19 protein-coding genes, 1 pseudogene and 1 riboswitch are annotated in these 25681 nt (G+C 62.7%); of the genes and pseudogenes, 18 read left to right on the top strand and 2 right to left on the bottom strand.

Features of this window, described 5'->3' with window-relative positions:
* The first annotated feature begins 12 nt into the window (after positions 1-12).
* The 9 genes from ASD83_RS10725 to ASD83_RS10685 all read left to right on the top strand — a co-directional run bounded on the left by ASD83_RS10725 (position 13) and on the right by ASD83_RS10685 (position 10695).
* Entirely contained in the window at positions 13-960 is a 948-nt protein-coding gene (locus ASD83_RS10725) for an ABC transporter permease (protein ID WP_056310716.1), read from the top strand.
* Positions 957-1877, top strand: a complete 921-nt coding sequence (locus tag ASD83_RS10720; RefSeq protein WP_056310715.1) for an ABC transporter permease — start codon at positions 957-959, stop codon at positions 1875-1877. Before ASD83_RS10725 ends, ASD83_RS10720 begins: the two co-directional genes overlap by 4 nt.
* 1 nt (position 1878) lies before the next feature.
* Positions 1879-2883 carry an ABC transporter ATP-binding protein gene (locus ASD83_RS10715; RefSeq protein ID WP_056310713.1) on the top strand — a complete coding sequence of 335 codons (1005 nt, stop codon included), beginning with the start codon at positions 1879-1881 and terminating at the stop codon, positions 2881-2883.
* On the top strand, positions 2873-3892 hold the full coding sequence (locus ASD83_RS10710; protein ID WP_056310711.1) for an ABC transporter ATP-binding protein: 1020 nt from the start codon (positions 2873-2875) through the stop codon (positions 3890-3892). The genes ASD83_RS10715 and ASD83_RS10710 overlap by 11 nt, the downstream gene beginning before the upstream one ends.
* Positions 3889-4389, top strand: a complete 501-nt coding sequence (locus ASD83_RS10705) for a TIGR02444 family protein (protein WP_056310709.1) — start codon at positions 3889-3891, stop codon at positions 4387-4389. Before ASD83_RS10710 ends, ASD83_RS10705 begins: the two co-directional genes overlap by 4 nt.
* 15 nt (positions 4390-4404) lie before the next feature.
* The gene (locus ASD83_RS10700; RefSeq protein ID WP_056310707.1) at positions 4405-5790 is read left to right on the top strand and encodes a dihydroorotase; all 1386 of its coding nucleotides are present in this window, start codon (positions 4405-4407) and stop codon (positions 5788-5790) included.
* Entirely contained in the window at positions 5787-7070 is a 1284-nt protein-coding gene (locus ASD83_RS10695; RefSeq protein ID WP_056310705.1) for a Zn-dependent hydrolase, read from the top strand. The genes ASD83_RS10700 and ASD83_RS10695 overlap by 4 nt, the downstream gene beginning before the upstream one ends.
* A gap of 38 nt (positions 7071-7108) precedes the next feature.
* The gene (locus ASD83_RS10690; RefSeq protein ID WP_056310704.1) at positions 7109-8722 is read left to right on the top strand and encodes an HAL/PAL/TAL family ammonia-lyase; all 1614 of its coding nucleotides are present in this window, start codon (positions 7109-7111) and stop codon (positions 8720-8722) included.
* Between the two features lie 86 nt (positions 8723-8808).
* Positions 8809-10695, top strand: coding sequence for a LysR substrate-binding domain-containing protein (locus tag ASD83_RS10685; RefSeq protein WP_162249152.1), 1887 nt, complete (start codon positions 8809-8811; stop codon positions 10693-10695).
* A gap of 28 nt (positions 10696-10723) precedes the next feature.
* Here ASD83_RS10685 and ASD83_RS10680 read toward each other — a convergent pair whose 3' ends face one another.
* Together ASD83_RS10680 and ASD83_RS10675 are read right to left on the bottom strand one after the other, a co-directional pair.
* Complete coding sequence (locus ASD83_RS10680; RefSeq protein ID WP_056310700.1) at positions 10724-11761, bottom strand: L-idonate 5-dehydrogenase; 1038 nt, start codon at positions 11759-11761, stop codon at positions 10724-10726.
* On the bottom strand, positions 11761-12711 hold the full coding sequence (locus tag ASD83_RS10675; RefSeq protein WP_056310698.1) for a 2-hydroxyacid dehydrogenase: 951 nt from the start codon (positions 12709-12711) through the stop codon (positions 11761-11763). The genes ASD83_RS10680 and ASD83_RS10675 overlap by 1 nt, the downstream gene beginning before the upstream one ends.
* Positions 12712-12804: 93 nt before the next feature.
* On the opposite strand from ASD83_RS10675, the gene ASD83_RS10670 reads away from it, so the two are divergent.
* The 9 genes and pseudogenes from ASD83_RS10670 (at position 12805) to metH (ending at position 25674) form a co-directional block, all read left to right on the top strand.
* Positions 12805-13554 carry an SDR family oxidoreductase gene (locus ASD83_RS10670; protein WP_056312306.1) on the top strand — a complete coding sequence of 250 codons (750 nt, stop codon included), beginning with the start codon at positions 12805-12807 and terminating at the stop codon, positions 13552-13554.
* A gap of 9 nt (positions 13555-13563) precedes the next feature.
* On the top strand, positions 13564-14451 hold the full coding sequence (locus tag ASD83_RS10665; RefSeq protein WP_056310696.1) for an NAD(P)-dependent oxidoreductase: 888 nt from the start codon (positions 13564-13566) through the stop codon (positions 14449-14451).
* The gene (locus tag ASD83_RS10660; protein ID WP_056310694.1) at positions 14448-14783 is read left to right on the top strand and encodes a hypothetical protein; all 336 of its coding nucleotides are present in this window, start codon (positions 14448-14450) and stop codon (positions 14781-14783) included. The genes ASD83_RS10665 and ASD83_RS10660 overlap by 4 nt, the downstream gene beginning before the upstream one ends.
* A 67-nt stretch (positions 14784-14850) precedes the next feature.
* Positions 14851-15870 carry a LacI family DNA-binding transcriptional regulator gene (locus ASD83_RS10655; RefSeq protein ID WP_413813495.1) on the top strand — a complete coding sequence of 340 codons (1020 nt, stop codon included), beginning with the start codon at positions 14851-14853 and terminating at the stop codon, positions 15868-15870.
* A gap of 137 nt (positions 15871-16007) precedes the next feature.
* Entirely contained in the window at positions 16008-17120 is a 1113-nt protein-coding gene (locus ASD83_RS10650; protein WP_200946500.1) for a FecCD family ABC transporter permease, read from the top strand.
* The gene (locus ASD83_RS10645) at positions 17117-18109 is read left to right on the top strand and encodes an ABC transporter ATP-binding protein (RefSeq protein WP_056310691.1); all 993 of its coding nucleotides are present in this window, start codon (positions 17117-17119) and stop codon (positions 18107-18109) included. Before ASD83_RS10650 ends, ASD83_RS10645 begins: the two co-directional genes overlap by 4 nt.
* A gap of 2 nt (positions 18110-18111) precedes the next feature.
* Positions 18112-19293, top strand: coding sequence for an ABC transporter substrate-binding protein (locus ASD83_RS10640; protein WP_056310689.1), 1182 nt, complete (start codon positions 18112-18114; stop codon positions 19291-19293).
* A gap of 75 nt (positions 19294-19368) precedes the next feature.
* Positions 19369-19563, top strand: a riboswitch (cobalamin riboswitch).
* A 197-nt stretch (positions 19564-19760) separates the two neighbouring features.
* Positions 19761-21650 (top strand): TonB-dependent receptor plug domain-containing protein, encoded by a 1890-nt coding sequence (locus ASD83_RS10635; protein ID WP_056310687.1) that lies wholly within the window; start codon positions 19761-19763, stop codon positions 21648-21650.
* A 293-nt stretch (positions 21651-21943) separates the two neighbouring features.
* Positions 21944-25674 (top strand): annotated as a pseudogene (gene metH, locus ASD83_RS10625) (methionine synthase).
* Positions 25675-25681 lie beyond the last annotated feature (7 nt).

The raw sequence follows: 25681 nt of genomic DNA, 5'->3' as shown, positions 1-25681 counted from the left end.
CTGACCAACGCAATGCCCTATATTCGGGCCATATCGACGCGATTGATCACCGGCATTCTGGTTTTCCTGCTGGTGACGTTCAGCGCGACTGCCCTTTCGAGCCTGGCACCCGGCTCGGCTGCCCAATTGATCCTCGGCGACTACGCGACGCCCGAACAGATTGCCGCTCTCAATACTCAATATGGTTATGACCTGCCGGTCTGGCAGCGCTATTTGAGCTGGCTCGGCGATTTGTTGCGCGGCGATCTCGGGGTGACCCTTTTCAGCCAGCAACCGATCCTCGGCGTTGTGCTTGAACGTGCGGCCGTCACCTTCGAAATCGCCTTCCTCGCCATGGCCGTGTCGCTGATCGGTATTCCTGTCGCCATGTATACGGCCAGCCACCCCAATAAGCTGACCGACAAGGTCATGCGCTCGATCTCGACCGTGCTGCTCGCCGTGCCGACCTTCGTGATCGTGGTTCTGTTTTCCTATCTCTTTGCCATGGTCCTGCGCTGGTTCCCGGCGACAGGCTGGGCAAAACTCACCGAAAATCCGGTGGCCAATCTCTGGTATGTAGCGCTGCCGGTCCTGTGTCTCAGCCTCCACCAGACCGCCTATCTTTACCGCGTGGCGCGCAACGAGTTCGTCACGACGCTGCAGGAAGACTATATCGCGGTGGCGCGAGCCCGCGGCCTACCGCTCTCCTACATTCTTTTCAATCACGCCCTGCGCCCGGCCATGCCGCAAATCCTGACGGTCATGGGCCTGTCGTTGACCTACATGCTCGCCGGCTCCTTCGTGGTCGAAAGCTATTTTGCCGTGCCCGGCATCGGCTGGACCATTTTGAGCGCCGTCAAAAGCCACGACATTCCGCTCGTCCAGGCCATCCTGTCGCTCACCGTGGTGATCTTCGTCATCGTCTTCATGCTGGTCGATCTCGGCTATGCGCTCATCGATCCGCGGGTGAAAGTATCATGACCGATATCGGCAACTCACCCGCCTTCAAACCCGGCCCGAATGCCAAACTCGGCGATATCGTGCGCCACGCCATGCCCTGGTCGAGCAAAATGAAATTGCCCGGCGCTACGCCTTTCGAATTCCTCGCCGCAATCTTCCTCGTGTTGCTCGTCCTTGTGGCGCTGTTCGTCGATTTCATCCCCGGCCTCGTCAGCCCGAAACTGCCCTATGGCGATTTCTCGCAATTGCCGGAATGGTCGCTCAACGGCCTTTTCGGCACCGATGATATCGGCCGCAGCATCTTTTCGCGCGTGCTCTATGGCGCGCGCACCTCGATGATGATTGTTGCAGTCTCGACGACCATCGCTCTCGTGTCCGGGCTGCTGCTTGGTATGCTTGCCGGATACTATCGCGGCATTTTCGAACGCGCCGTCGATCTCTTTGCCAATGCGCTCGCCGCCATGCCTTCGACCTTGGTGGTGCTGGCCTTCGTCGCCGTCACCGGCCCTTCGGTCGTCACCATCATCGTCGTGCTCGGCATTTTCGATATCGGCACTTATGCCCGCGTCGCCAAGGCGGGCGTCATCTCGCAGTCTAATCGCGACTATGTGCTGGCCGCCCGCGCCATGGGGGCTACCGACAGCCGGGTTCTCCTCAAGGAAATCCTGCCCAATCTCATCCCGGCGCTTACCGCCGTCATGCCGACCCTGATGGCCGGCCTCATCATCACCGAAGGTTCACTGAGCTTTCTCGGTTACGGCATTCCGGCGCCGGCCCCGAGTTGGGGCGGCATGATCGCATCCTCCACCGATCTCCTCAGCCGCTTTCCGGTGCTGATCGTCGGGCCCATCCTCGCCATTGTTCTCACGGTCTATGCCTTCAACACCATCGGTGACTACCTCGCCCAACGCCTCAACAATCGCGAGCGGGAGAGCTGAGATGGACGCTACACCCGCTTCCCACCCGATCCTGTCGTGCAAGGCCATGACCTGCGAGATGGACTCCGTCTCCGGTCCGCTGCAGATCCTGCAAGATATCAATTTCAGCCTCGATACCCGCCGCGCCCTCGGAATTGTCGGTGAATCCGGCGCCGGCAAGTCCATGCTGATCAAGGCGATCATGGGCATTGCGCCGCGCGGCTTGCGGACCAAGGGCCGGATCGAGCTCGACGGCCAGGACCTGTCCGCGCTCAAGCCCAAGCAGCGTGCCAAGCTGATCGGCCGTAAGGTCGGCATCGTCTTCCAAAACCCGATGAGTTCGCTCAATCCCTTCGTGCAGATCGGGCGGCAGATCGAGGAAGCCGGTTGCATTCACCTGGGGATGAGCAAGGCCGAGGCCCGTAGCCGTGCCATCGAACTCCTGTCCTTTGTCGGGCTGCCCGATCCCGAGGATTGCTACAATTACTATCCGCACCAGTTTTCAGGTGGCATGAAGCAGCGCATCATGATCGCCGCGGCCCTGATCTGCCAGCCGGACCTTCTTATCGCCGACGAGGCGACGACGGCGCTCGATGTGACCGTGCAAAAGGAAGTGCTGGACCTGCTCCAGACCATCCAGGCCCAGCGGCAGATGTCGATGATCCTCGTGTCGCACAATCTCGGCGTCGTCGCCGGCCGCACCGATGAGATCCTGGTGCTCTATGGCGGCAATGTCGTCGAATATGGCCCGACCTCGGAAGTGTTTCGCAATCCGCGCCATCGCTATACCGAGGCATTGCTCTCAGCCATGCCGGCCATGGACCAGCCCGCCCATACGCGGTTGCGCACCATCCCCGGCCAGCCGCCGAACCTTGCCAATCGCCCCGCCGGGTGCCCCTTCGCCCCACGCTGCCCCTCGGCGCAGGCCAAATGCCACGAGGTCATGCCGGCAATGTCAGCGGGCGTCCACCCGAGCCATCGCTTCGCCTGCCACTTCCCGCTCGCGGAAATCGCCCATGTCCAGTGATATCGCCCTTAACGACGAGATAATCCTCGAAGTCCGCAATCTCTCGGTGAGCTTTTCGCGCGGCGGTAAAGAGATGAAGGCCGTCGATGACGTTTCCTTTTCTGTCGCTGCGGGCGAAACCCTTGGCCTTGTGGGTGAAAGTGGCAGCGGCAAGACCACGATCGGCCGCGCCATTCTGCGTCTCTTGCCCGATGCCAACACCAAGTCCGAAGGCGCCGTTCGCTACAAGAAGACCTATCTCAATACGCTTTCAAGCACCGACATGCGCCACATGCGCGATCGGCTGCAGATGATTTTTCAAGACCCACTGTCTTCGTTCAATCCGCGCCGCAATGTCGAAGACATCGTTGCCGAAGGTCTCGTTATTCAGGGCAAGCCGGCGAGCGAGCGCAAGTCGCGCGTCGAGGCGGCGCTGTCGGCTGTCGGTTTTGATCTCGCCACTGTAGCCGGGCGAAAGCCGCACCAGTTTTCCGGCGGCCAGTGCCAACGCATCGCCATTGCGCGTTCGCTGGCCGTGGAGCCCGAACTGATCGTCTGCGACGAGCCGGTCGCCTCGCTCGACGTTTCGGTGCAGGCGCAGGTTATCAACCTGCTGCAGGATATTCGTGAGAACCGCAATCTGGCACTGATCTTCATCTCGCACGACCTGGCCGTGGTGAAGAATGTCAGCGATCGCGTTGCGGTTCTCTATATGGGCCGCATCGTCGAAATCGGCACCGGGCCGCAGATCTACGAGCGGCCGGCTCATCCCTATACCCGTACCCTTCTCGAAGCCGTTCCCGTCGTTGATGCAACGCGAAAAATCGAACCCGATGGCAAGCGCACGGTCATGCCCTCGCGCAATCGGCCGCAGGGTGGCTGCGCGTTCCGCAGCCGTTGCCCGCGCGCCACTCAGATTTGTGCCGAAACCGTTCCGGCCGTGACGCCGGCGCCGCGCGGGCAGATGGTGGCGTGCCATCATCCGCACGACGAGCCCGCGCCGGGAATGGCAGTGAGGACGCAGCGATGATCAATCTCGCATTTCTTCCTCGCGTCTGGCCCGACATGTGCGCGGTCTATCGCGACCCGGGCCTTGCCACCGCCTGCCTTGAGGTGCAGGAGCGTTTTGGCGCCGATGTGCCGCTCCTGCTGGTCCTGAGCCTCGCCGACAGGGCAGGGCACGGCATTGCGCGATACGATCTCGAAGCGCTTGTCGTCGATAGCCAAAGCTGGCGCGAAACCGTCATCGAGCCGCTTCGCCGGGCGCGGCAGGGGATGAAGGGACGCTTCAATGCGCCCGCTGAAACCGGCCTCCACGACGATATCAAGCGGCTCGAACTTGAGGCCGAGCGTCTCCATGTGCAGCGCCTTGCCGAGGCTTTTCCGCCCTCTGCCGCGAATGGCGAAAGCACCGCGCTTTTGTATCTAGCCATGCGGGGTCTCGCTGCCCCGGCTGCCACTGAATTTCTGAAGACCTTCACTCTCGCCTACGAAACGCAGGTTCTGCCTGCCCTGGCGCTGGACTGACGGGGAGAACAAACGATGAGTGATTTCGATAGTGTAATCCAGGGCCGTTTCGTCGGCGAAGACGGCATTGTCGAGCGCGGCTTTGCCGCCGTCCGCGATGGCAAGATTGCGCTGCTTGGTTCTGGCCAGGCGCCTGCCGCCAAAGATGTGCATGACTTCGGCAATGCCATCGTGCTGCCGGGCGTCATCGACGGCCAAGTCCATTCGCGCTCGCAAAAGGACCAGGAAGATTTTGTCTGGTCGACCCGTTCGGCGGCAGCTGGCGGCGTCACCACCATCGTCGACATGCCCTATGACGCAGGCCTCCTGATCTCGACCGGCGACATGATCCGCGAAAAGGCCCGCAGCGCAGGTGAACAGGCGCGCGTCGATTTCGCGCTCTACGGCACCATCAATCCGGCGCATGGCCCCATCCATATCGCTGAAATGGCCGAAGCCGGTGCCGCTTCCTTCAAGTTCTCGACCTTCAACACCGACTCTACCCGCTTCCCGCGCATCCCGACGCCGCTGTTGCACGCCGCCTTTACGGAAGTTGCAAAGACCGGCCTGATCGCTGGCGTTCACAACGAGAACGACGAGTGCGTTCAGGTCTGGAGCGAGGCCATCAAGGCCACGGGCCGCACTGACTATCGCACCCACGGTGAAAGCCGCCCGGCCATCGCCGAAACCCTTGCCATCGCTGAAGTCTACGAGATCGCCCAGGCCACAGGCGCCTCGGCCCATATCGTCCATTGCTCGGTCGGCCGCGGCTATGACCTTTCCGAGGCCTATCGCGCTCAGGGCGTCGATGCGACCATCGAAGCCTGCATCCACTATCTCGTTTGCAGCGAGGAAGAAGATGTTTCGCGCCTCCTCGGCCGCGCCAAGTGCAATCCGCCGATCCGTTCGGCCGCCGAGCGCGAAAAGCTCTGGAAGCACCTCGCCGCCGGGCACATCACCATCGTTTCCACCGACCATGTTTCCTGGGGGATCGAGCGCAAGTCGTCCCCGGTCATGCTCGAAAATGCCTCGGGCATGCCGGGCCTCGAAGTGCTGCCGAGCCTGCTGCTCGATGGCCTGACCGATCGCAACCTGTCGCTCACTCATGCGGCAAAGCTGCTCGCATCCAATCCGGCACGCCTCTTCCGCATTGCCGATCAGAAGGGCGGTTTCGGCCTTGGCCTCGACGCGGACTTCGCAGTCTTCACCGAGCGTCCGCGCTACTATGACCCCACCGCCAGCGGCCACAACGTTGTCGGCTGGAGCCCCTATGAAGGCCGCCTGATCCGTCACGCTCCCGTCGCCACCTTCCTCCGCGGCGAAATGGTTTTTGATGGCACCAATGTGCTGGCCCAGCCCGGCAACGGCCGTTTCGTCAAGCCAAACCGTGTCGCCAGTGCCAAAGTGAGTGCTGCGGCATGAACGCCTTGGGTTCAAACGTCCCCCTAAAGGTCGACCGGGCACAGTTGCAGAAGGATTTCGATGCCCTCGCTGCGCTGACCGAACCCGGCAAGCCATGGACCCGCCGATCGTTCACGCCGATGTTTCTGAGAGGGCGCGACTATCTCGCACGGCGCTTCACCGAAGAAGGCCTGACGGCGCATATCGACGCTGCCGGTAATCTTGTCGGGCGCTGGGCCGGTCGCAATCCCGAAGCCCCGGTGCTGATGACCGGCTCGCACAGCGACACCGTGCCGAGCGGCGGTCGCTTCGACGGCATTGCCGGCATTCTCTCCGGCCTTGCTGCCATTCGCGCCATGCGCCTTACCGGCTTTCAGCCCGAGCACAGCATCGACCTCGTCGATTTTCTCGCCGAGGAGCCCAGCGAATGGGGACTCTCCTGCATCGGGAGCCGCGGCATGGTCGGCGCGCTCAGTGCCGATCATTTCGCCATGATCGGACCCGACAGCGAACGTCTCGATACGGCTATCACCCGCATGGGCGGCTCGCCCGAAAATATCGCCAAGTCCATCCGCAGCGATGTCGGTGCCTTTGTCGAAATCCACATCGAACAAGGCCCCGTCCTCGAAGCAGAAGACATTCCTCTTGGCATCGTCAGCGGCATAGCCGGCATTGCTCGCGTTCGCCTGCGCCTTGAAGGCGAAGCCGGTCATGCAGGCACCGTGCCGATGTCCATGCGTGCCGATGCCGGCATGGCCATGGCGCGGCTGATGCTGGCGCTGCGCGATGCAGCGCGCGCGGAAGCCGACAGGGGCAGGGGGCATTTCACCGCGACGATCGGCGTGATGAAGCTTGAACCCAACGGCGCCAATGTCGTGCCGGGCGCGGCCGAAGCCGTGGTCGATATCCGTGCCGAGAATGACGCGGCCATGGAGGACTACCTCGCCACCATCGCCACGCTCGTCAAGGCTGCCGCGACCGCAGAAGGCTGCCGTGTCGCCGCAACGGAACGGTTGAGCCGCACCTTCGCCGTTGCTTGCGACGCCCGGCTACAAGCACTCATCCGCGACGCCGCCGAAATCCACGGCTTCGCTACCCGCCCGCTCGCCTCCGGTGCCGGCCATGACGCGGCCTTTATCGCGCGCATTGCGCCCGCCGCCATGATTTTCGTGCCTTCCAAGAGCGGCATCAGCCATGCCCCCGAAGAATGGACCGATACCGAAGCCATCGCTCGCGCCGCTGACGTTCTGGCGCTGACCCTTTCCACCCTCGATCAACGGCCGCTTGCCCCGGCGGCCTGACCATGGGCGCCCAGCGCCTCTCTCCAAGGAACAAAAGAATGAGCACTATAGTTCTCGACGGCGACAGCCTCACCATTGAACAGGTCGTCCGCATCGCCCGTGAAGGCGTCAAGGTCGAGTTGGCCCCTGAAGCCCGCGCCGAAATCGTTAGAAAACGCGCCTATATCGAAGAGAACTGGCTGACCGAAAACGCCCCCGCCACCTATGGCTTCAATACCGGTGTCGGCAAGCTCAAGGATTACAAGATCAATCAGGCCGACAATGAGCAGTTCCAGCTCAATATCGTCCTGTCGCACTGCTCTGGCCTCGGCGATCCGGCCTCCGAAGAAATCGTGCGCGCCATGATGGCCGTGCGTATCAATGCCTTCTGCGTCGGCGTATCGGGCCTCCGTATCGAAGTCGTCGATCGCCTCGTCGCCATGCTCAACAATGGCGTGCATCCGGTCGTGCCGATCCAGGGCTCGGTCGGCGCCTCGGGCGATCTTGCCCCGCTCGCTCACATGGTCTCGGTGCTGATCGGCTACGAAAAAGCCGAGGCCTATTACAATGGCGAGCGCATGTCCGCCCCGAAGGCGCTCGAACTGGCTGGCATTTCGCCGACCAAGTTCGACCTCAAGGCCAAGGATTGCCTCGCGCTCATCAATGGCAACAGCCTCTGCGCCGGCATGGGCTCGCTGACGATCTGGGATGCGGAGCAACTGATGAAGACGGTCGATGCCATCGGCGCACTCAGCCTCGAAGCCATCCGTGGCGAGCAGGCCGCGTTCGACGCGCGCATCCACGAAGTGCGCAAGCAGCCGGGTCAGATCAACGCGGCCGAAAACGTCCGCCGCATGATCAAGGGCTCGCGCCGCACCTCGGAATCCTCGCGTGCCGTGCGGCTCGAAGACGATATCCTGCACCCCACCTTCCACCCGCGCATTCAGGATCAGTATTCCTTCCGCTGCCTGCCGCAGGTCCATGGCTCCTGCCGCGATCAGCTCGAACATGCCAAAACGCTGATGACCCGCGAGCTGAACGCGGCCACCGACAATCCGCTGGTGTTTTGGAACGAGGCCGGCGCGCTCGAATTTCTCTCGGGCGGCAATTTCCACTGCGAGCCCATCGCCTTCGCCATGGATATCCTCGCCATCGCCCTGATCGAAATCGGCAATATTTCGGAGCGTCGCCTGTTCGCGCTCTGCGATACGACGCTGAACTATGGCCTGCCGCCCAATCTTGCCGGCCGCCCCATCGGCCTCAATTATGGCTATGGCATTCTGTCCACTGCCGCCGCTGCCGTCGCTTCGGAAAACAAGACGCTGGCTTTCCCCGCCGTTGCCGACACCATCCCGACCAAGTCGAGCCAGGAAGATCACGTTTCCATGGCCGCCTGGTCCTGCCGCAAGGCGCAGCAGGTGTTGAGCAATATGCCCAAGATCGTCGCTGTGGAATGCCTCCTCGCTACCAAGGCGATCTTCCTCACCCGCGATGCACTCGGCCAGTTCGCGCTCGGCAAGGGCACCCAGGCGATCTACGACGCCATCGCCGATGTCGTGCCGCTGCAGGAGCAGGATGGCTACATGCAGGATCAGATCGTACCGATGATCAAGCTGCTCAACCGGGGCGGCGTTCTCGCCGCCGCGGAATCCGCCATCGGCGCGCTGAACTAGCGGCGCCTTTCGGACCCGCGGCTTGCCCCGGCCGCGGGTCCGTTCCTCCTATCAAGGCCCGCTTGAGTAGACCTATGGCTGGCCCTATGCTGCCTCTCATGGACAAGGCCGGGCTCGAACTTTCGCTGCTTTCAAAGTTCGTTCTGGCCTGCCAGTCACCTCGCCTTGCCGATGCGGCAAAGGAGCTGGGGCAGACCCCATCCGCACTCAGCATTGCTTTTCATAGCCTTGAAGCACGGCTGGGCCTCAAACTGTTCGAACGGCGCAGCGGCGGGCTCGATCTGCTGCCGTCGGCCTTCTGGCTGTTTCGCACCGGCTCGCATCTGCTCTATCTCGAACAGCACGCGCGCCAGGCCCACAACACGCCGGGCCGGCGCGTTGCAAAACTCTCGGTAGAGCTCGATCTGAATTTCGCCATCGGCCGCGTGTCGAAAGCCCTGCTGCGTACCGCGCAGCAAATGATCGCAAATTTTCCCGAGCTTCTGGTCGACTGGCATTTTGCCGGTCTCGACGATGACGATATCGGCGATCCGACGGGCCTGGCTGGCTCCGAGAAACTGCCCGACAAGGCAGGTCATCTTCGGATTTTTTACGGCGATGTGGCGCAACCCCATCCCGATGCCGTGCACCTTTACGACGATCCCTGGATCGTCGTCGGCAGCAAGGGCAGCCGGGTGGATGTGTTGCAGCCCGATGATCACGTCACGCTGCTGCGGATGCGTCGGGAAATCATGGACGCCATGACTGGTTTTGCGACCGAGCAGGGCTTTGCCGATCGGCTACGCTATCGCGACGAAGAGCCGACCCAGGTTTCGGCGATCCTGCGCGATCACCCCCAGACCCGCCTGCTGATGCCGGCCAATCTGATGCCGCGCCGCCTGGGCCTGACGCGGCACGAGGAAGCCCCCTTCGCGCCGCGGTTCGTATCGTCGCTCTATGGCGAGGCCAGCGGGGCTGCCGGAAAGTACGGCAAGGCATTCCTCGATATGATGCGGCGCAATCTGAGCGAGGAGCAAAGCGCGGTTTTCACCCCGCTCCTGACGACGCGCCAGATTCATTTCTTCAACCTCGTCGCGCAAACCGGCAGCATTTCAGCGGCCGCGCGGGTCGCCAACACGGCCCAGTCTTCCGCCTCCAAGCATATCAGCCAGCTCGAAGAAGCGATCGGCGTGCCGCTGCTGTTGCGCACCGAGGAGGGCGCCACTCTCTCGCCCTTCGGCCAGGAAGTGCGCACGCAAACGGTGGGCATCGAAGAGCGGCAGGATTGGATCGTGCGCAAGGCGCATGACATCGCCGCCCATTCCGAGGCGCGCGTAACCATCGGCACGCTGCCAAGCTCCGGGCACGACAGCGCGCTCACCGAAAAGATCGCCCATGTGATGACGCGCATCTATAGTCGGCATCCCGATTGGCAATTGCAGATCGTGGAAAGCTCCAACACCATGCTGCATGAACGCGTGCGCTCGGGCGATCTCAATCTGGCCCTCGTCGGCATGGTGCATGCCCAGGTGGCGCGCATTGGCCTCGGCCCCACCGAACCGCTCTGCGTCATCGGCAATCCTGCGATCAACTTTGGTGGGCGCAAGGAGCTGGGGCTGGAGGACGTCGTCGCTTTGCCGCTGGTTCTGGGGCGCCACCATCTCAGCATCCATCAGAGCTTTGTCGATGCGGCGCGGGAGCGCTCGCTGCGCGTGAAATCGGTGGTCGAGGTCGGCTCGCTCGCCCTCGCCATTGCCATGGTCCGGCAGGCCCCGCTTTGCACCATCCTGCCGGCTTCGTCGGTTCGCGGAGATATCGAGGCCGGCAATCTCGTCGCCATCCCCATCCGCCAGGAAGAGGTTTCGGGCGCGCTCTCGGTGATCTTTTCGGCGGACCGCGAACTGTCCGAGGCGGAACGCATCATCGTGCAGGAATTCGTCCGCGTGTTCCGCCCCGGTCGTGGTGCGGCGCCGGTCGAAATGCCGGGAGACTGACCCGCGCAAGACGCGGGTCAGCGCGTATTCACGCCGTCGCGAAAACGATCTGGGCCTTCATGGCCGAAGATCGGTCCGATGCGATCTTGAAAGCTGTTTCCGCCTCGGCCAGCGGCACCGAATGGGTGATCAGCGGTTTCACATCGATCAGCTTCTTGCGCATCAGTTCGACGCCGATGGCGAACTCCTCGTGGAAACGGAAGGAGCCACGCAGGTCGAGTTCTTTTGAGGTGATCGCCTGCATGGGAATGGTCATGTCGCCGCCCAGACCCAATTGCAGGATAATGCCGCGTGGACGCAGCGCGCCGATGCCGGAAGCAAGAGCCGGGGCGGCGCCGGAGCATTCGTAGAGAATGTCAAAGTAGCCCTTGTCGGCCCCATAGGCCGCAAGACCATCCGGCTCCTTGCCGGTATTGATGACGCGGTCGGCGCCCGCAGCCCTGGCAATCGTGAGGGTGAAATCCGACAGGTCCGTCGCAACGATCTCGGCGGCACCGGCACGGCGGGCGGCGAGGATCGACAGCACGCCAATGGGGCCGCAACCGGTGACGAGAACGCGCTTGCCGAAAAGCTGGCCAGCCCGGCGCGTCGCGTGGAGGGTCACGGCAAGCGGTTCGGCCATCGCGGCCTCGCCGGCGCTGAGACCATCGGCCGGCACACACTGGCTCGCCATGGCGACAAGCTGCTCCCGAAAGGCGCCCTGAATATGCGGAAATGGCATGGCCGAGCCATAAAAACGCATATTGAGGCACTGGTTTTGCAGCCCCTCCTGGCAATAGCGGCATGTGCCGCAGGGGCGGGACGGCGACACCGCCACCAGTTGTCCGGGCTCAAGACCCGTCACACCCTCACCCAACTCGTCCACATAGGCCGAAACCTCGTGGCCGAGCACCATCGGCTCGCGCAGGCGCACCGTGCCGAAGCCGCCATGGTGGTAGTAGTGCAGGTCCGAACCACAGACCCCGCCAGTGGCGAGGCGCAGCGAGACTTCGCCGGGGCCGGGCTTTTCGATTTGGCGATCTTCGACACGAAGATCCCCGGCGGCATGAATGACAATGGCTTTCATCAGAGTACCGGAGTGAGGAGGTTGCGGCCCGCAAAGTGGGCCGTGAGATTGTCGCGCAGCAGCTGGCCCATGGCCTTGCGGGTCTCGAAAGTACCCGACGCATGGTGGGGCTGCAGCAGCACATTGTCGAGAGCAAGGAAGCGCGGATTAAGCTTGGGCTCGCCCTCGAAAACATCGAGCGCTGCGGAGCCAAGCGTCCTGTTTTCAAGCGCGGTGAGCAGCGCCTCTTCATCGATATTGGACGCGCGCGAGATGTTGATCAGCATGCCCTCAGGGCCAAGCGCGGCAAGGACATCCTTGCCCACGATATGGCGCGTAGCGGCGGACGCTGCGAGCGTGACGAAGAGGAAATCGACGTCTCGCGCCAGTTCAACGGGGTCGGCCACATAGCGCCAATTGGGCGCCGCATCGGGTTTGGGCGCGGGATTGCAATAGGCGATATCGAGATCAAAGCCTTGAAGGCGTTTTGCCACCTCGTAGCCGATACGGCCAAGGCCCAGAACGCCGGCGCGTTTGCCCCAGACGCGGCTTCGAAGGGGATAAAGCCCCTTGGCGGCCCACGAGCCGTCGCGCACCCAGCTGGCGGCGCCGATCATGCCGCGCGACAGGGTCAGCATCATTGCAACGCCGAGATCGGCAACGTCCCCGGTCAACACATCCGGCGTATTGGTGACGCGAATGCTGCGGGCGCGGCAGGCATCGAGGTTCACCGCGTCATAGCCGACGCCGTAAACGCTGATGACTTCGAGGTTCGGGCAGGCGGCGATGGTCTCGGCAGTGGCGCCGAGTTCACCACGGGTGGCGATGCCACGAATATCGCCGCCGACCTTGGCCAGAAACCCCGCTTTGTCCTCTGCCTCGAAATAGCGATGGACGGTAAACTGCGCGTCGAGCGGCACCTGGTCCCATTCCGGATAGGGACCCATTTGAAGAATCTGCGGCTTGGTCATCGGCAATCGGCTTTTGGCTTGACAGAAAATGTTATCGATAACAAAACAGAGGAAACGGCGTTTGTCGAGCCCGTTTCGTTCGAGGAGCATGCAATGCAGATTTTTGATCTCACCGGCCGCCGCGCCCTGATCACCGGGTCCTCGCAGGGCATCGGGCTGGCGCTGGCCAAGGGCCTGGCCGAGGCAGGGGCGACCATTGTTCTCAATGGCCGCGACGAAACCAAGCTCGCCGCCGCAGCCACAGAAATCCCCGGCGCGACCACGCTGGCGTTCGACGTGACCGACCACGCCGCCGCCCGCGCTGCCATCGACGCGTTCGAAGCCAGCACCGGCGCCATCGACATTCTCGTCAACAATGCCGGCATGCAGTTCCGCGCGCCGCTGGAAGATTTTCCGGCCGACGCCTTCATGCTGCTGCTCCAGACCAATGTGGCGAGCGTCTTCAATGTCGGTCAGGCCTGCGCCCGCCACATGATCGGCCGGCGCGCGGGAAAAATCATCAACATTGCCAGCGTCCAGACCGCGCTGGCCCGTCCCTCGATCGCGCCCTATACCGCCACCAAGGGCGCGGTGGGCAATCTCACCAAGGGCATGTGTACCGACTGGGCGAAATATGGCCTGCAGTGCAACGCCATCGCCCCCGGCTATTTCGATACCCCGCTCAACGCCGCGCTCGTGGCCGACAAGGACTTTTCGGCCTGGCTCGAAAAGCGCACCCCGGCAGGCCGCTGGGGCAATGTGGAAGAACTGGTCGGCGCCTGCGTCTTCCTCGCGTCCCAGGCATCGAGTTTCGTCAATGGCCATACGCTCTATGTCGATGGCGGCATCACGGCTTCGCTCTGAGGAATTTGGATGAACAGTCATATCGGCCTAATCGGCGCCGGGGCCATGGGCGGCGCCATTGGTGCCCGGCTCGCCACCACCGGCACTCCGCTCCGCGTCTTTGATCTCGATAGGGAAAAAGTCGCCGCACTCCTCGACAAGGGCGCCACCGCTGCGGCCAGCGCGGCCGAGGCTGCCAGAGGCGCCCGCGCCATTATCCTCAGTCTTAACGCCCCGCGCATCGTTCGCGCCGCAGTTTTCGGACCCGAAGGCGTGGCCGCCGGGGCGGCGCCGGGGCTCCTCATCATCGATATGTCCTCGATCGATCCGGCGGAAACCCGCGCCCTCGCATCCGAAGCGGCCGAACGTGGGCTGCGCTGGGTCGATAGTCCGCTCTCCGGCGGCGCCCCAAAAGCCGAGATCGGTGAATTGACCCTGATGCAGGGCGGTGCCGAAGCCGATGTGCTGGAGGCGCAGGACGTGCTTTCGCAGGTTGCCTCCAATCAGACCCATATGGGCGATGCCGGCACCGGCCAGACCACAAAGATCGTCAACCAGGTTCTTTGTGGTCTCGGCTTCATGGCCGTTGCCGAAGCGACCGCACTCGCCGAGGCGGCGGGCGTCAATGTCGAACGCATTCCAGCGGCGCTCAAAGGCGGCCGCGCCGATAGCGCCCTGCTGCAGGAATATATGCCGCGCTTTGCCGCGCGCGATTACCGCCGCACCGGCCGCATCGACAACATGGTCAAGGACCTCGACGGCGCCCGCGAATTGGCGCGTCAGACCCAAACCACCATGCCCCTCACCGCCCTTGCAGCGGAAATCCACCGCCTGCTCACCGCGGCGGGCCTAGGGGGCGAAGATCAGGCCGCGCTGATGGAATTTTTCAGCGGCCCCAGCAAGGAGAAGTTTCTGTGATTACCCGTTATGCGCTGTTCGAAGGCAAGGTCAACGAGGGCCAGGAGGCTGCGTTCCGCGCCGCCGTGACCGCCGAAATCCTGCCGCTCTGGAAGCAATTTCCCGGCGCTCTTTCGGTCCGCGTCAGCTATGCGGTCAAGCGTGACGATGGGGCGCCGGAATTCCCGATGATCCTTGCCGTTTCCTATCCCGATGTCGCCGCAGTGGACGCTGCGCTTGCCAGCCCCATCCGTACCGAGGCCCGCGCCGCCACCGAATCCGTCCTCGCCCGCTTCTTCACCGGCCGCATCCATCACCATGTGATGTCGGCCGAAGACTATGAACAGCTTTAGGTTTTGGCTTGAACAGCGTCGCCCTTGCTGATCACTTGGCGCCATTCACCCCGCGACGGGACCATTGATGCCACCACGTAAACCGCCGACCATGCAGGATATTGCCCGCAAGGTCGGCGTCTCCCCCATGACCGTCAGCCGCGCCCTGCGCGATGGCACCTCCGTCAATGCGCAGACCCGAGAAGCCATAAGGCTGGCGGTGGACGAACTCGGTTATGTCTTTGACAGCACCGCCGCGAACCTTCGCCAGCAGCGCACCGGCTTTGTCGCCGTGACGATTCCCTCGATCAACAATGCCAATTTTGCCGATACGGTGCGGGGCCTGTCCGACGGCTTGAAGGACTTTGGCCTTCAATTGCTGCTGGGCTACACAGACTATGATGTCGATCAGGAAGAGGCGCTCGTCGAGCAATTGCTGCGCCGCCGTCCAGAGGCCATCGTCGTCACCGGCGGCCAGCATACGGCGCGCTGCAGGCGCCTTCTCGAAGGCGCTAATATTCCGGTTGTCGAGATATGGGACTTGCCCGGCCAGCCCGTGGGGTATGTTGTCGGCTTCTCCAACGCCGTCGCCGCGGGAATGCTGGTCGATCATCTCGTGGCAACAGGGCGCAAACGTATCGCTTTCATCGGTGGCGAAGCCGGACGCGATTCTCGTGGCGCCGACCGCCGCGCCGGCTTTGTTGCCGCCATGCAGCGCCATGGTCTGGACGCCAGCCGGCTGATCGCTGCCGGCGTGCCGCCGGTCTCCATGCTCGAAGGCGCCGCCGCAACGCGGGCCTTGCTCGAACAGGCCCCCGATACCGAGGCGGTGCTGTGCGTCTCCGATCTTCTGGCCTTTGGTGCACTGACCGAATGTCAGCGCATGGGCATTTCTGTGCCCCAGCAGATTGCGATAGCAGGCTTCGGCAATTACGAAATTGCCGAAATCTGTGTGCCGCCGCTGACGACGGTCAATCCTTTCCCCGAACGAATCGGCCGGCAGACTGCAGCGGCCGTGCTGGGGGCGCTGGGGCTCGCGCCGGCGGAGGCATCCCATCGGCTCGAGATATCGCCTGAATTGCTGGTGCGTGCGTCGAGCGAGGCCTGAGCGCGGTCTGGCCCCAAGCCCGATCCATTTGTCGCGCTTCTCACAGAAATTCGCGCTATTCTGCTTTCACGGATCGCAAGATGGCGCTTTTGGCCTTACCAACAGACGCACATGTCGATCGGCTTGGCAGTTTTCTGATGGCACTCAATCACCACGGGCAGGGCGGCAAGGGCCACTATGATATGGCCATCCCCGCCCTGGCATCGTCCATACGCGCCCATCACGTGCTGGTTCTGAGCCTTGCCGCCGTGTTGCTTTTGGCCACCTTCGTCGCCGCCATCTGTTACGGGTCGACGGCGATACCGCTGCAATCGGTCATCGGCGCTTTGACCGGCCAGCCCGCCAATGGCAATCCCAATTTCGATATCGTCACGTCCATCCGCCTGCCGCGCGCCATCACGGCGTGTCTCGCCGGCGCCGCGCTTGGCGTTGCGGGCCTTCAGATGCAGACCCTGATGCGCAATCCCCTGGCCGACCCCTTCGTGCTCGGCATCACTTCGGGCGCGAGCCTGGGTGTCGCGCTGGTGGTTCTCGCCTCGGGTAGCGCCATCGGCGCGTTTCTCTCGAGCGGCCTCGGTCTCGGCGGTGGCTTCGCCATTGTCGGGGCGGCGACGCTGGGCGGTCTGCTGGTGCTGGCGCCGGTTCTGGCGATTTCCGCACGCCTCCAAAATCCATCCACGGTGCTGATCTTTGGCCTGATGACCGGCTATGCGGTTTCCGCCTTCGTTACCCTTCTTGTCGCCGGTGCGCGGCCGGACCAGCTCGAGCGCTGGATTGCCTGGGGGTTTGGTTCGTTCGGCGCGGTGACCTGGACCGAGTTGCAGGTGCTGGCGCCCGTGGCAGGGCTGGGGCTCGCCCTCGCTTGCCTCAGCACCAAACAGCTCAATGCCCTGCTTCTGGGCGAAAACTATGCGCGTTCCATGGGCCTCAACACCAGGGCCATGCGCCTCGTGACCATGGCGGTGGCGTCCATGCTGGCCGGCGTGGTCACGGCGTTTTGCGGCCCCATCGGTTTTCTCGGCGTCGCGGTGCCCCATATGGCCCGTTCCATCCTCAAATCCTCGGACCATCGCGTTCTGGTGCCCGCCACGATCCTTCTCGGCGCGTTGACCGCGCTTTTTGCCCAGCTCGTATCCCTCCTCCCCAGCCAATTCGGCGTCCTGCCGCTCAATGCCGTCACGGCGCTGATCGGCGCGCCGGTGGTCGTCTTCGTCATCCTGCGTTCGCGCAGCGGGGTGTTCACGGGATGAAGCCGTTTCTCCAAACCCGCGACCTCGCCGTCGGCTACCGCAACCGGACTGTCCTCAGTAATATCAATGTGCAGGTCGGCCCCGGTGAGCTCGTTTGCCTTCTCGGCGTCAACGGCATCGGCAAATCCACCCTGATGCGCACGCTGGCACGGATGGAGCCAGCGCTTGCCGGATCGATCGAGATCGGGGGTGCCGACATCACCGGCATGTCGTCCTATGATCTCGCCCGCAACGTCGCCGTCGTGCTCACCGAGCGCGTTGCGGTCCGCGCCATGCCGGCCTTTCGGCTGGTGGAATTGGGCCGCTACCCGCATATCAACTGGTCGGGACTTCTGTCCGAGGCAGACCGCGATATCGTCCGTGACGCCATCGCGGCCGTCGGGGCGGAACATCTGGCGCATCGCGATATCAACGAACTCTCTGATGGCGAACGCCAGCGCATCATGACCGCCCGGGCGCTGGCCCAGCGGCCCGCCGTGCTGCTGCTCGATGAACCCGCGGCTTTCCTCGACGTAGCGGCGCGCGTCGAAATGATCGCCACGCTGCGCACCTTGGCGCGGGAGCAGAACGTTGCGGTGATCCTCTCGAGCCACGATCTCGAACTGTCCCTGCGTATGGCCGACACGATCTGGCTGATCGATGGGGCAGGGCACCTGCATATCGGCGCGCCCGAAGACCTTCTGACCGACGGCAGCATAGCCGCTGCGTTTTCCGGCCCCAACGTCGCCTTTTCGGCCGATGACCGCACCTTCAAGATCACCAGCCATCCGCATGGCAGGGCCTTTGTTGATGGGCCGGGCGCCGCCGCCGGCATGGCCCGGACCGTGCTGGAGCGCGAAGGCTTTCAAATGGTCCATTCGCCCGAAGAGGCCGATGTCAGTGTCATCGTGACCGCCGCCGGCTGGGAAGCCACGACCCACAGCAAGCGAGATCGCGGCACAAGCTTTGCCGAATTAGCGCGCTTCCTCCGCCTCCAGACGGAATTTTAGCCGTGAAAATTCGCCTCTTCCTCGCCGCCGTCGCCCTTCTGGGCCTGACCCTGCCAGCCTCCGCCGCATTCGACGCGAATGGCTGCGTCACTGCGTTCGAACCCGGCACCGACTATTTCCAAACCAGGTCCAGTGTGGACCATGCGGATAATTTCTCGGTCGCCTATTTCGATCACTACAAGGTGGTGACCGTGGAGCGTCCCTCTCCCGGCGCCCCGAGCGAAGCCTATGTGCTGGTGCAATGCGGCACGCCGGAGCCCGAACTTGGCCCCGAGCTTGCCCATGCCCCGCGCATCACCGTGCCCGTGCATTCCCTCTTTTCCGGCAGCACCTCGCAAAGCCCGGCGCTGGTGGATGTCGGCGGCGTCGACGCCGTGACCGGCGTGGCGCGCCGCGACTTTATCGCCACGCCCGCGCTCATTGAGCACATGCAGCAGACCTCGGTCGTCGAATACGAAACCTCCGGCGTCGTCAATGTCGAGGCAGTCGTTGCGGCCGCTCCCGATGTGTTCATGGCCGGCGGTGGCGGTGAGGCGGACGTTGGGCGCATTGCGGCAGCCGGTATTCCCGTGGTCAATTTTGCCGAATGGCAGGAAACCTCGCCGCTGGGCCGCGCCGAATGGGTCAAGTTCATGGGCCTCTTCTTCAACGCCGAGAGCAAGGCGAATGCCGCCTTTGCCGATGTGGTCGCGCAATATGATGCGGCGCTGGCGCTGGTTGCCGATGTGCCGCAGAGCGACCGCCCGCTGGTCCTGAGCGGGCAATCGTTCAACGGCGTCTTCTTTGCCGCTGGCGGAAAATCCTTCATTGCCCGCCTGATCCACGATGCCGGTGGCCGCTATGTCTTTGCAAACGACACCAGCACCGGCAGCTTCCAGATTCGCGATTCTGAGCAGCTGATCGTTGCCGCGCGCGACGCAAAATTCTGGATTCAGGCGTCGATCCACTATCAGACCCTGGCCGATATCGAGGCCGATGATCCCCGGCTTGCCGCGCTTCCCGCCGCTCAATCCGGCCAAGTCTGGATTCCCGATGCCCTAAAGGGCCCCAATGGCGGGGTGCAGTTCTATGAACTGGGGAGCATGCGCCCGGATATGGTGTTGATGGACCTCATTTCCATCGTCCATCCCGATCGGGCCCCCTTCTATCAGCGCGTTTTCAACCGCTCGATCACGCTGGACTGACCGCTCGGCCCAAAACCGCTGTTGAAAGGCATATAAGGAAATCCTTATATCATTGACTCAGCTTAAGGCCTTGTTCATTCTCGCCGCGTCCATGGTCCCCGCGAGGGGATAATAGGGAAGCCGGTGGGGGAGCGATCCTCAGTCCGACGCTGCCCCCGCAACTGTAAGCGGAGACGAAGTTTCTTTAGTCCACTGGCCGGTCAGGCTGGGAAGGCGGGACTTCGGCCTGATCCGTAAGCCAGGAGACCTGCCATGGAAACAGACTCCATTTCAGGCTGATCGGGCGGATCGGCGAGAGGACCAGATCGATGACGACAAATCGTATCCACTTTCTTTCGGGCCGCTGACCGCGGCACCTGCTCCACCAAATTCTCACTCAGCCTCCGCGCCCCGCGCGTCATCTGCTTATGCATAAAATGCATCCGCCGGAGCCGCTGAGCAGTCCTCGCCGAAGAAAGTCCCTACCCATGCGCTTCAAGCCCCATGTTTCGTCCCTCGCCCTCCTCACCGCCATGCTCGCCGCGATCGTCCCCGCCACCGCGCAGCAAACCACCCTCGACACCCTCCGCATCTCCGCCGCCGGCCTGACGCCGTTTGAGGAGAAGGAAATCGGTCGCTCGTATACGGTGATCGATGGCGACAAGATCCAGTTGAGCGGCACGCCTTATGTGGCCGACATTTTGCGGCAGGTGCCGGGCTTTGCGGTGACAAGCGGCGGCTCGCAGAGCGGGCTGACCGACGTGCGCGTTCGTGGCGGCGAAGCGAACCATGTTCTCGTGCTGATCGATGGTGTGCCGATCAGCGAAACCTGGACCGGCGGCGTCGATTTTGGCCGGCTGCAGGTCGCTAATGTCGAGCGCATCGAAGTGCTGCGCGGCCCGCAGAGCGCCTTCTGGGGCGCCAATGCCATGTCGGGCGTGATCAATATTGTCACCAAATCGGCCAAGGATGATGGTTTTCATGGCAGCGTGGCGGGCGAGATGGGCTCCGATGGCACGAAAATGACCAGCGGATCGTTGGCTTACGGCCAGGACAACTTCAAGGCCTCAGGCGGCATCACGCTGCGCCATACCGATGGCTTTAATATTTCCTCGCTCGGCAGCGAACTCGATAGCGCAAGGCACGTCGATGCGAATGCGCGGTTCAGCGCTAATATCACGCCGCAACTGACCCTGGACGGTACGGTCCGCTATGGTCGCATGTCGGGCGATTCCGATGACCAGGATTTTGCGACCGGTACGGTGCTCGACACCAACGACACATTCAGGGCCAATGAACTCTTCGGTTCGCTTGGGCTGGGCTGGGTCAGCGAAGACGGTGTGTGGTTCCAGAACGCGCGCGTCAGCGGCGGCACGATCGAGCGCGGCTCGACCAATGTATGGGGCGAGACGGTTTACGCCGGCGACCTATACAAAGCCTCCTATCAGATCGGCCGGAATTTCGAGACGCCCGGCATCCTTGATTCCACTCATACGGTGACGCTGGGCTACGACCTGGTTTACGAGACTTTCCAGCATCTGGTGCCAAGCGTCATGGACCGTCAGACGCGCACCGCCCATTCCGTGGTCGGTGAGTATCGCGGCACATTTTATGATCAGTTCTATCTGACCGCCGCTCTTCGGCACGATTTCAACGCGAACTTTGCCGACGCGACGACGTACAGCGTGAGCGGCGCATGGCAGATTCCAAACACCGGAACCAAGCTCCATGCTTCGGTCGGAACGGGCTCGACCAATCCCACCATGTGGGAGCAGTTCGGCTATAGCCCCGGCAGCTTCACGCCCAATCCGAACCTGACGCCAGAAACCAGTGTCGGTTGGGATATCGGTATCGAGCAGACCTTGCTCGACGGCATGGTCGTGCTCGACGCGACCTATTTCAACCAGACGCTGGAAAACAAGATCAGGGACGTTTTCTTCCCGATCACGACGGCCATCAACGTACCGGGCACCAGCCCGCGTCAGGGCGTCGAACTCTCGGCAACGGTCAACGTCTTTGACGGCCTGGCCGCTGGCGTGACCTATACCTATCTCGACGCGCGTGACCCCAGTGGGGCGCTGGAGGTTCGGCGCCCTCAGCATTCGGGCAGTCTGAACCTGGCCTATACGCTTCCCGAGATCCCGCTGACTTTGCATGGCGAGGTTCTCCTGCGCGGCGAGACAAAGGATGCGCTTGGCGCAAAGACCTTCACCCTGCCTGCCTACGCCGTTGTTAACGCCGGCCTCAATTATCAGGTCAGCGACCAGGTCGAGGTCTATGGCCGCGTCCATAACCTCTTCGATACCAAGTACCAGGAAGTCTACGGCTACAATACGCAGGGCCGCACCTTCTATGCTGGCGCCCGCGCCAAGTTCTGACGACTAGGCAGCGGGGCTTTTGCATCCGCCGCTTCCCCACCCACGATTGTCACCCCGGGCTTGACCCGGGGCCCATCCTGAGATCTCGAGATGGGTCCCGGCCGGAGTTTATCCTCGGGCGCGAAGCGACCCGGGGGCCGGGATGACAGCCGGTGGGTGGGGTCAAAATCGACGCGCGACCCAGCCCTGCGTCCAAACCATCTTCACGACCACACCTTGCCGCACCATATCTCGCTTGGCTTTCTTTTCGGGGCATCCCCCGTTAAAAGGCGCTCAACACTTGCGAGGTCACCATGTCGGCAGTTGCTTCTCCCAGCCGCAAAACCCTGGAGCGGCTTGCCCGCGAGCGCATCCTTATTCTCGATGGCGCCATGGGTACGCAGATTCAGGGACTGGGTCTTTCCGAGGATGATTTCGTCGGTCACGGCTCTGGCCATGCCTGCCGGCACCATTCCGATCACCCCCAGAAGGGCAATAACGACCTTCTGATCCTCACCCAGCCCGAAGCGATTGAAGAAATCCACTTCAAATACGCCATGGCCGGCGCCGATATCGTCGAGACCAATACCTTTTCCGCGACCACTATCGCGCAAGCCGACTATGGCCTGGAATCGGCTGTGCACGACCTCAATGTCGATGGCGCGCGCATCGTGCGCCGGGCGCTTGACCGCGCCACTGCCATCGATGGCAAGCCGCGCTTTGTCGCGGGCGCCGTGGGCCCGACCAACCGCACCGCCTCGATCAGCCCCGATGTGAACAATCCCGGCTTTCGCGCGGTCAGTTTCGAAGACCTCAGGAAGGCCTATTCACAGCAGGTCAATGGCCTGATCGAAGGCGGTGCCGATGTCATCCTGATCGAAACCATTTTCGATACGCTCAATGCCAAGGCGGCGATCTTTGCCTGCATGGAAGCGTTTGAGGCGACCGGCGTGGCGCTGCCGATGATGATTTCGGGCACCATTACCGATGCTTCGGGCCGCACGCTGACCGGCCAGACCCCGACCGCCTTCTGGCATTCGGTGCGCCATTCGCGGCCCTTCACCATAGGCCTCAATTGCGCGCTCGGCGCCGAAGCCATGCGTCCCCACATGGCCGAGATTTCGGCCGTCGCGGACACCTTTACCTGCGCCTATCCCAATGCGGGCCTGCCCAACGCCTTTGGCGGTTATGATGAAGGCCCGGAAGACACCGCCCGTCAGGTCGGTGAATTTGCGCGCGAAGGGATTGTCAACGTCGTCGGCGGCTGCTGCGGCACCACCCCTGACCATATCCGCGCCATTGCCGATGCCGTCGCCGGCGTCGCTCCGAGGGTCGTGAATTGAATCGTTATCTGCGTCTCTCGGGCCTCGAACCCTTCGTCCTCACGCCCGATATCGTCTTCGTCAATATCGGCGAACGCACCAATGTCACCGGCAGCGCCCGCTTCCGCAAGCTGATCACGGCGCGCGACTATACCGCCGCGCTCGCCGTGGCGCGCGATCAGGTCGAAAATGGCGCGCAGGTCATCGACATCAACATGGATGAGGGTCTGATCGACTCCAAGGCCGCGATGGTCGAGTTCCTCAATCTCATCGCCTCGGAGCCCGAAATCGCCCGCGTGCCGGTGATGATCGACTCCTCGAAGTGGGAAGTCATCGAAGCCGGCTTGAAGTGCGTGCAGGGCAAGCCGATCGTCAATTCGATCAGCCTCAAGGAAGGCGAAGAGCAGTTCCGCCACTATGCCGGCCTCTGCATGGCCTATGGCGCCGCTGTCGTGGTCATGGCCTTTGACGAGCAGGGCCAGGCCGACACCTATAAGCGCAAGACCGAAATCTGCGCCCGCGCCTATAAGATCCTCGTCGACGAAATGGGCTTTCCGCCCGAAGACATCATCTTCGATCCCAACGTCTTCGCGGTGGCGACAGGCATCGAAGAGCATGACAATTACGGCGTCGACTTCATCGAAGCGACGGCCTGGATTCGCAAGAATCTGCCCTATGCCCATATTTCGGGCGGCGTCTCCAATCTGTCCTTCAGCTTCCGAGGCAATGAGCCCGTCCGCGAAGCCATGCATGCCGTGTTCCTCTACCACGCCATCAAGGCGGGCATGGATATGGGCATCGTCAATGCCGGCCAGCTTGCGGTTTACGATCAGATCGATCCCGAACTGCGCGAAGCCTGCGAGGATGTGGTTCTCAATCGCAAGCCCAAGGCCGGCGGTACCGCCACCGAACGCATGCTCGAAATCGCCGAGCGTTTTAAGGGCGGCCCGCGCGAAGAAAAGGTGAGGGATCTCGCCTGGCGCGACTGGACCGTCGAAAAGCGCATCGAACACGCGCTGGTCAATGGCATTACCGAATTTATCGAAGCCGATACCGAAGAAGCGCGTCTCTCCGCCGAGCGCCCTCTCCATGTCATCGAAGGCCCGCTGATGGCTGGCATGAACGTCGTCGGCGACCTCTTTGGCGCGGGCAAGATGTTCCTGCCGCAGGTGGTGAAATCAGCCCGCGTCATGAAGCAGGCCGTGGCAATTCTGCTCCCCTATATGGAGGCCGAAAAAGCCGCGGGCGGCGACACCAGCCGCCAGTCTGCCGGCAAGATCCTGATGGCGACGGTCAAGGGCGATGTCCACGATATCGGCAAGAACATCGTCGGCGTCGTGCTCGCCTGCAACAATTACGAGATCGTCGATCTCGGCGTCATGGTGCCGCCGCAGAAGATTCTCGAAGTCGCGCGCGCCGAGAACGTCGATATCATCGGCCTTTCGGGCCTCATCACGCCCTCGCTCGACGAAATGGTGCACATGGCCGCCGAAATGGAGCGCGAGGGTTTTGACTTGCCGCTTCTTATTGGTGGCGCGACAACGTCCCGAGTGCACACCGCTGTAAAGATCGCCCCGCGCTATACGCGCGGCCAGGCTATCTATGTCACCGATGCCAGCCGCGCCGTGGGCGTCGTCGGCCAGCTTCTATCGGCCGAGATGAAGCCGGACTACGTCGCCGGCATTCGCGCCGAATATGTCGAAGTGGCGGAAAAGCATGAGCGCGCCGAGCTGGCCAAGCAGCGCCTGCCGCTGGCGGCAGCGCGCGCCAATGCCTTCAAGGTCGATTGGTCGGCCTATAGCGTCAACGCCCCCAAATTCCTCGGCACGCGGGTCATCGAAGATTGGGATCTCTCCGAGATTGCCCGCTATATCGATTGGACCCCGTTCTTCCAGACCTGGGAATTGAAGGGCGTCTATCCGCGCATTCTCGAAGATGAAAAGCAGGGCGAAGTGGCTCGCCAGCTTTTTGCCGATGCGCAGGAGATGCTGGCAAAGGTCATCGCGGAAAAATGGTTCAAGCCGCGCGCCGTCGTCGGCTTCTGGCCGGCAAATGCTCGTGGAGACGATATCAGCCTCTTCACGTCCGAGGACCGCGCGGAGGAACTGGCGACGCTCTACACTTTGCGCCAGCAGACCTCCAAACGCGAAAATCGCCCCAATGTTGCCCTGGCCGATTTCGTGGCCCCGGCCGGCACGCCCGACTATATCGGCGGCTTCGTCGTCACCGCCGGGCCGGAAGAAAACGAGATCGCCGAGCGTTTTAAGCGCGCCAATGACGATTTCGGCTCGATCATGGTAAAGGCCCTGGCCGATCGCTATGCCGAAGCCATGGCCGAAATGCTGCACCAGCGGGTGCGCAAGGATTATTGGGGCTACGCCACCGACGAGACTTTTGCGCCCAATGAACTGGTCGGCGAACCCTATCGCGGCATTCGCCCCGCGCCGGGCTATCCGGCCCAGCCCGACCACACCGAAAAGGTGACGCTGTTCCGGCTGCTCGATGCCGAGGCCGCAACCGGGGTGACCCTGACCGAAAGCATGGCCATGTGGCCGGGCTCCTCGGTTTCGGGCATCTATATCGGCCATCCCGACGCCTATTATTTCGGCGTCGCCAAGGTCGAGCGCGATCAGGCGATCGACTATGCCCAGCGCAAGGGCATGGACCTGGCCGAGGTCGAACGCTGGCTGGCGCCGATCCTCAACTATACGCCCGCCGGTTAAAGCGTTT

The sequence above is a fragment of the Devosia sp. Root685 genome, from assembly GCF_001427875.1.
Lineage (GTDB): Bacteria > Pseudomonadota > Alphaproteobacteria > Rhizobiales > Devosiaceae > Devosia.
The sequence above is the reverse complement of the archived record's forward strand: the minus strand, read 5'-3'. Positions and strand labels throughout refer to the sequence as shown.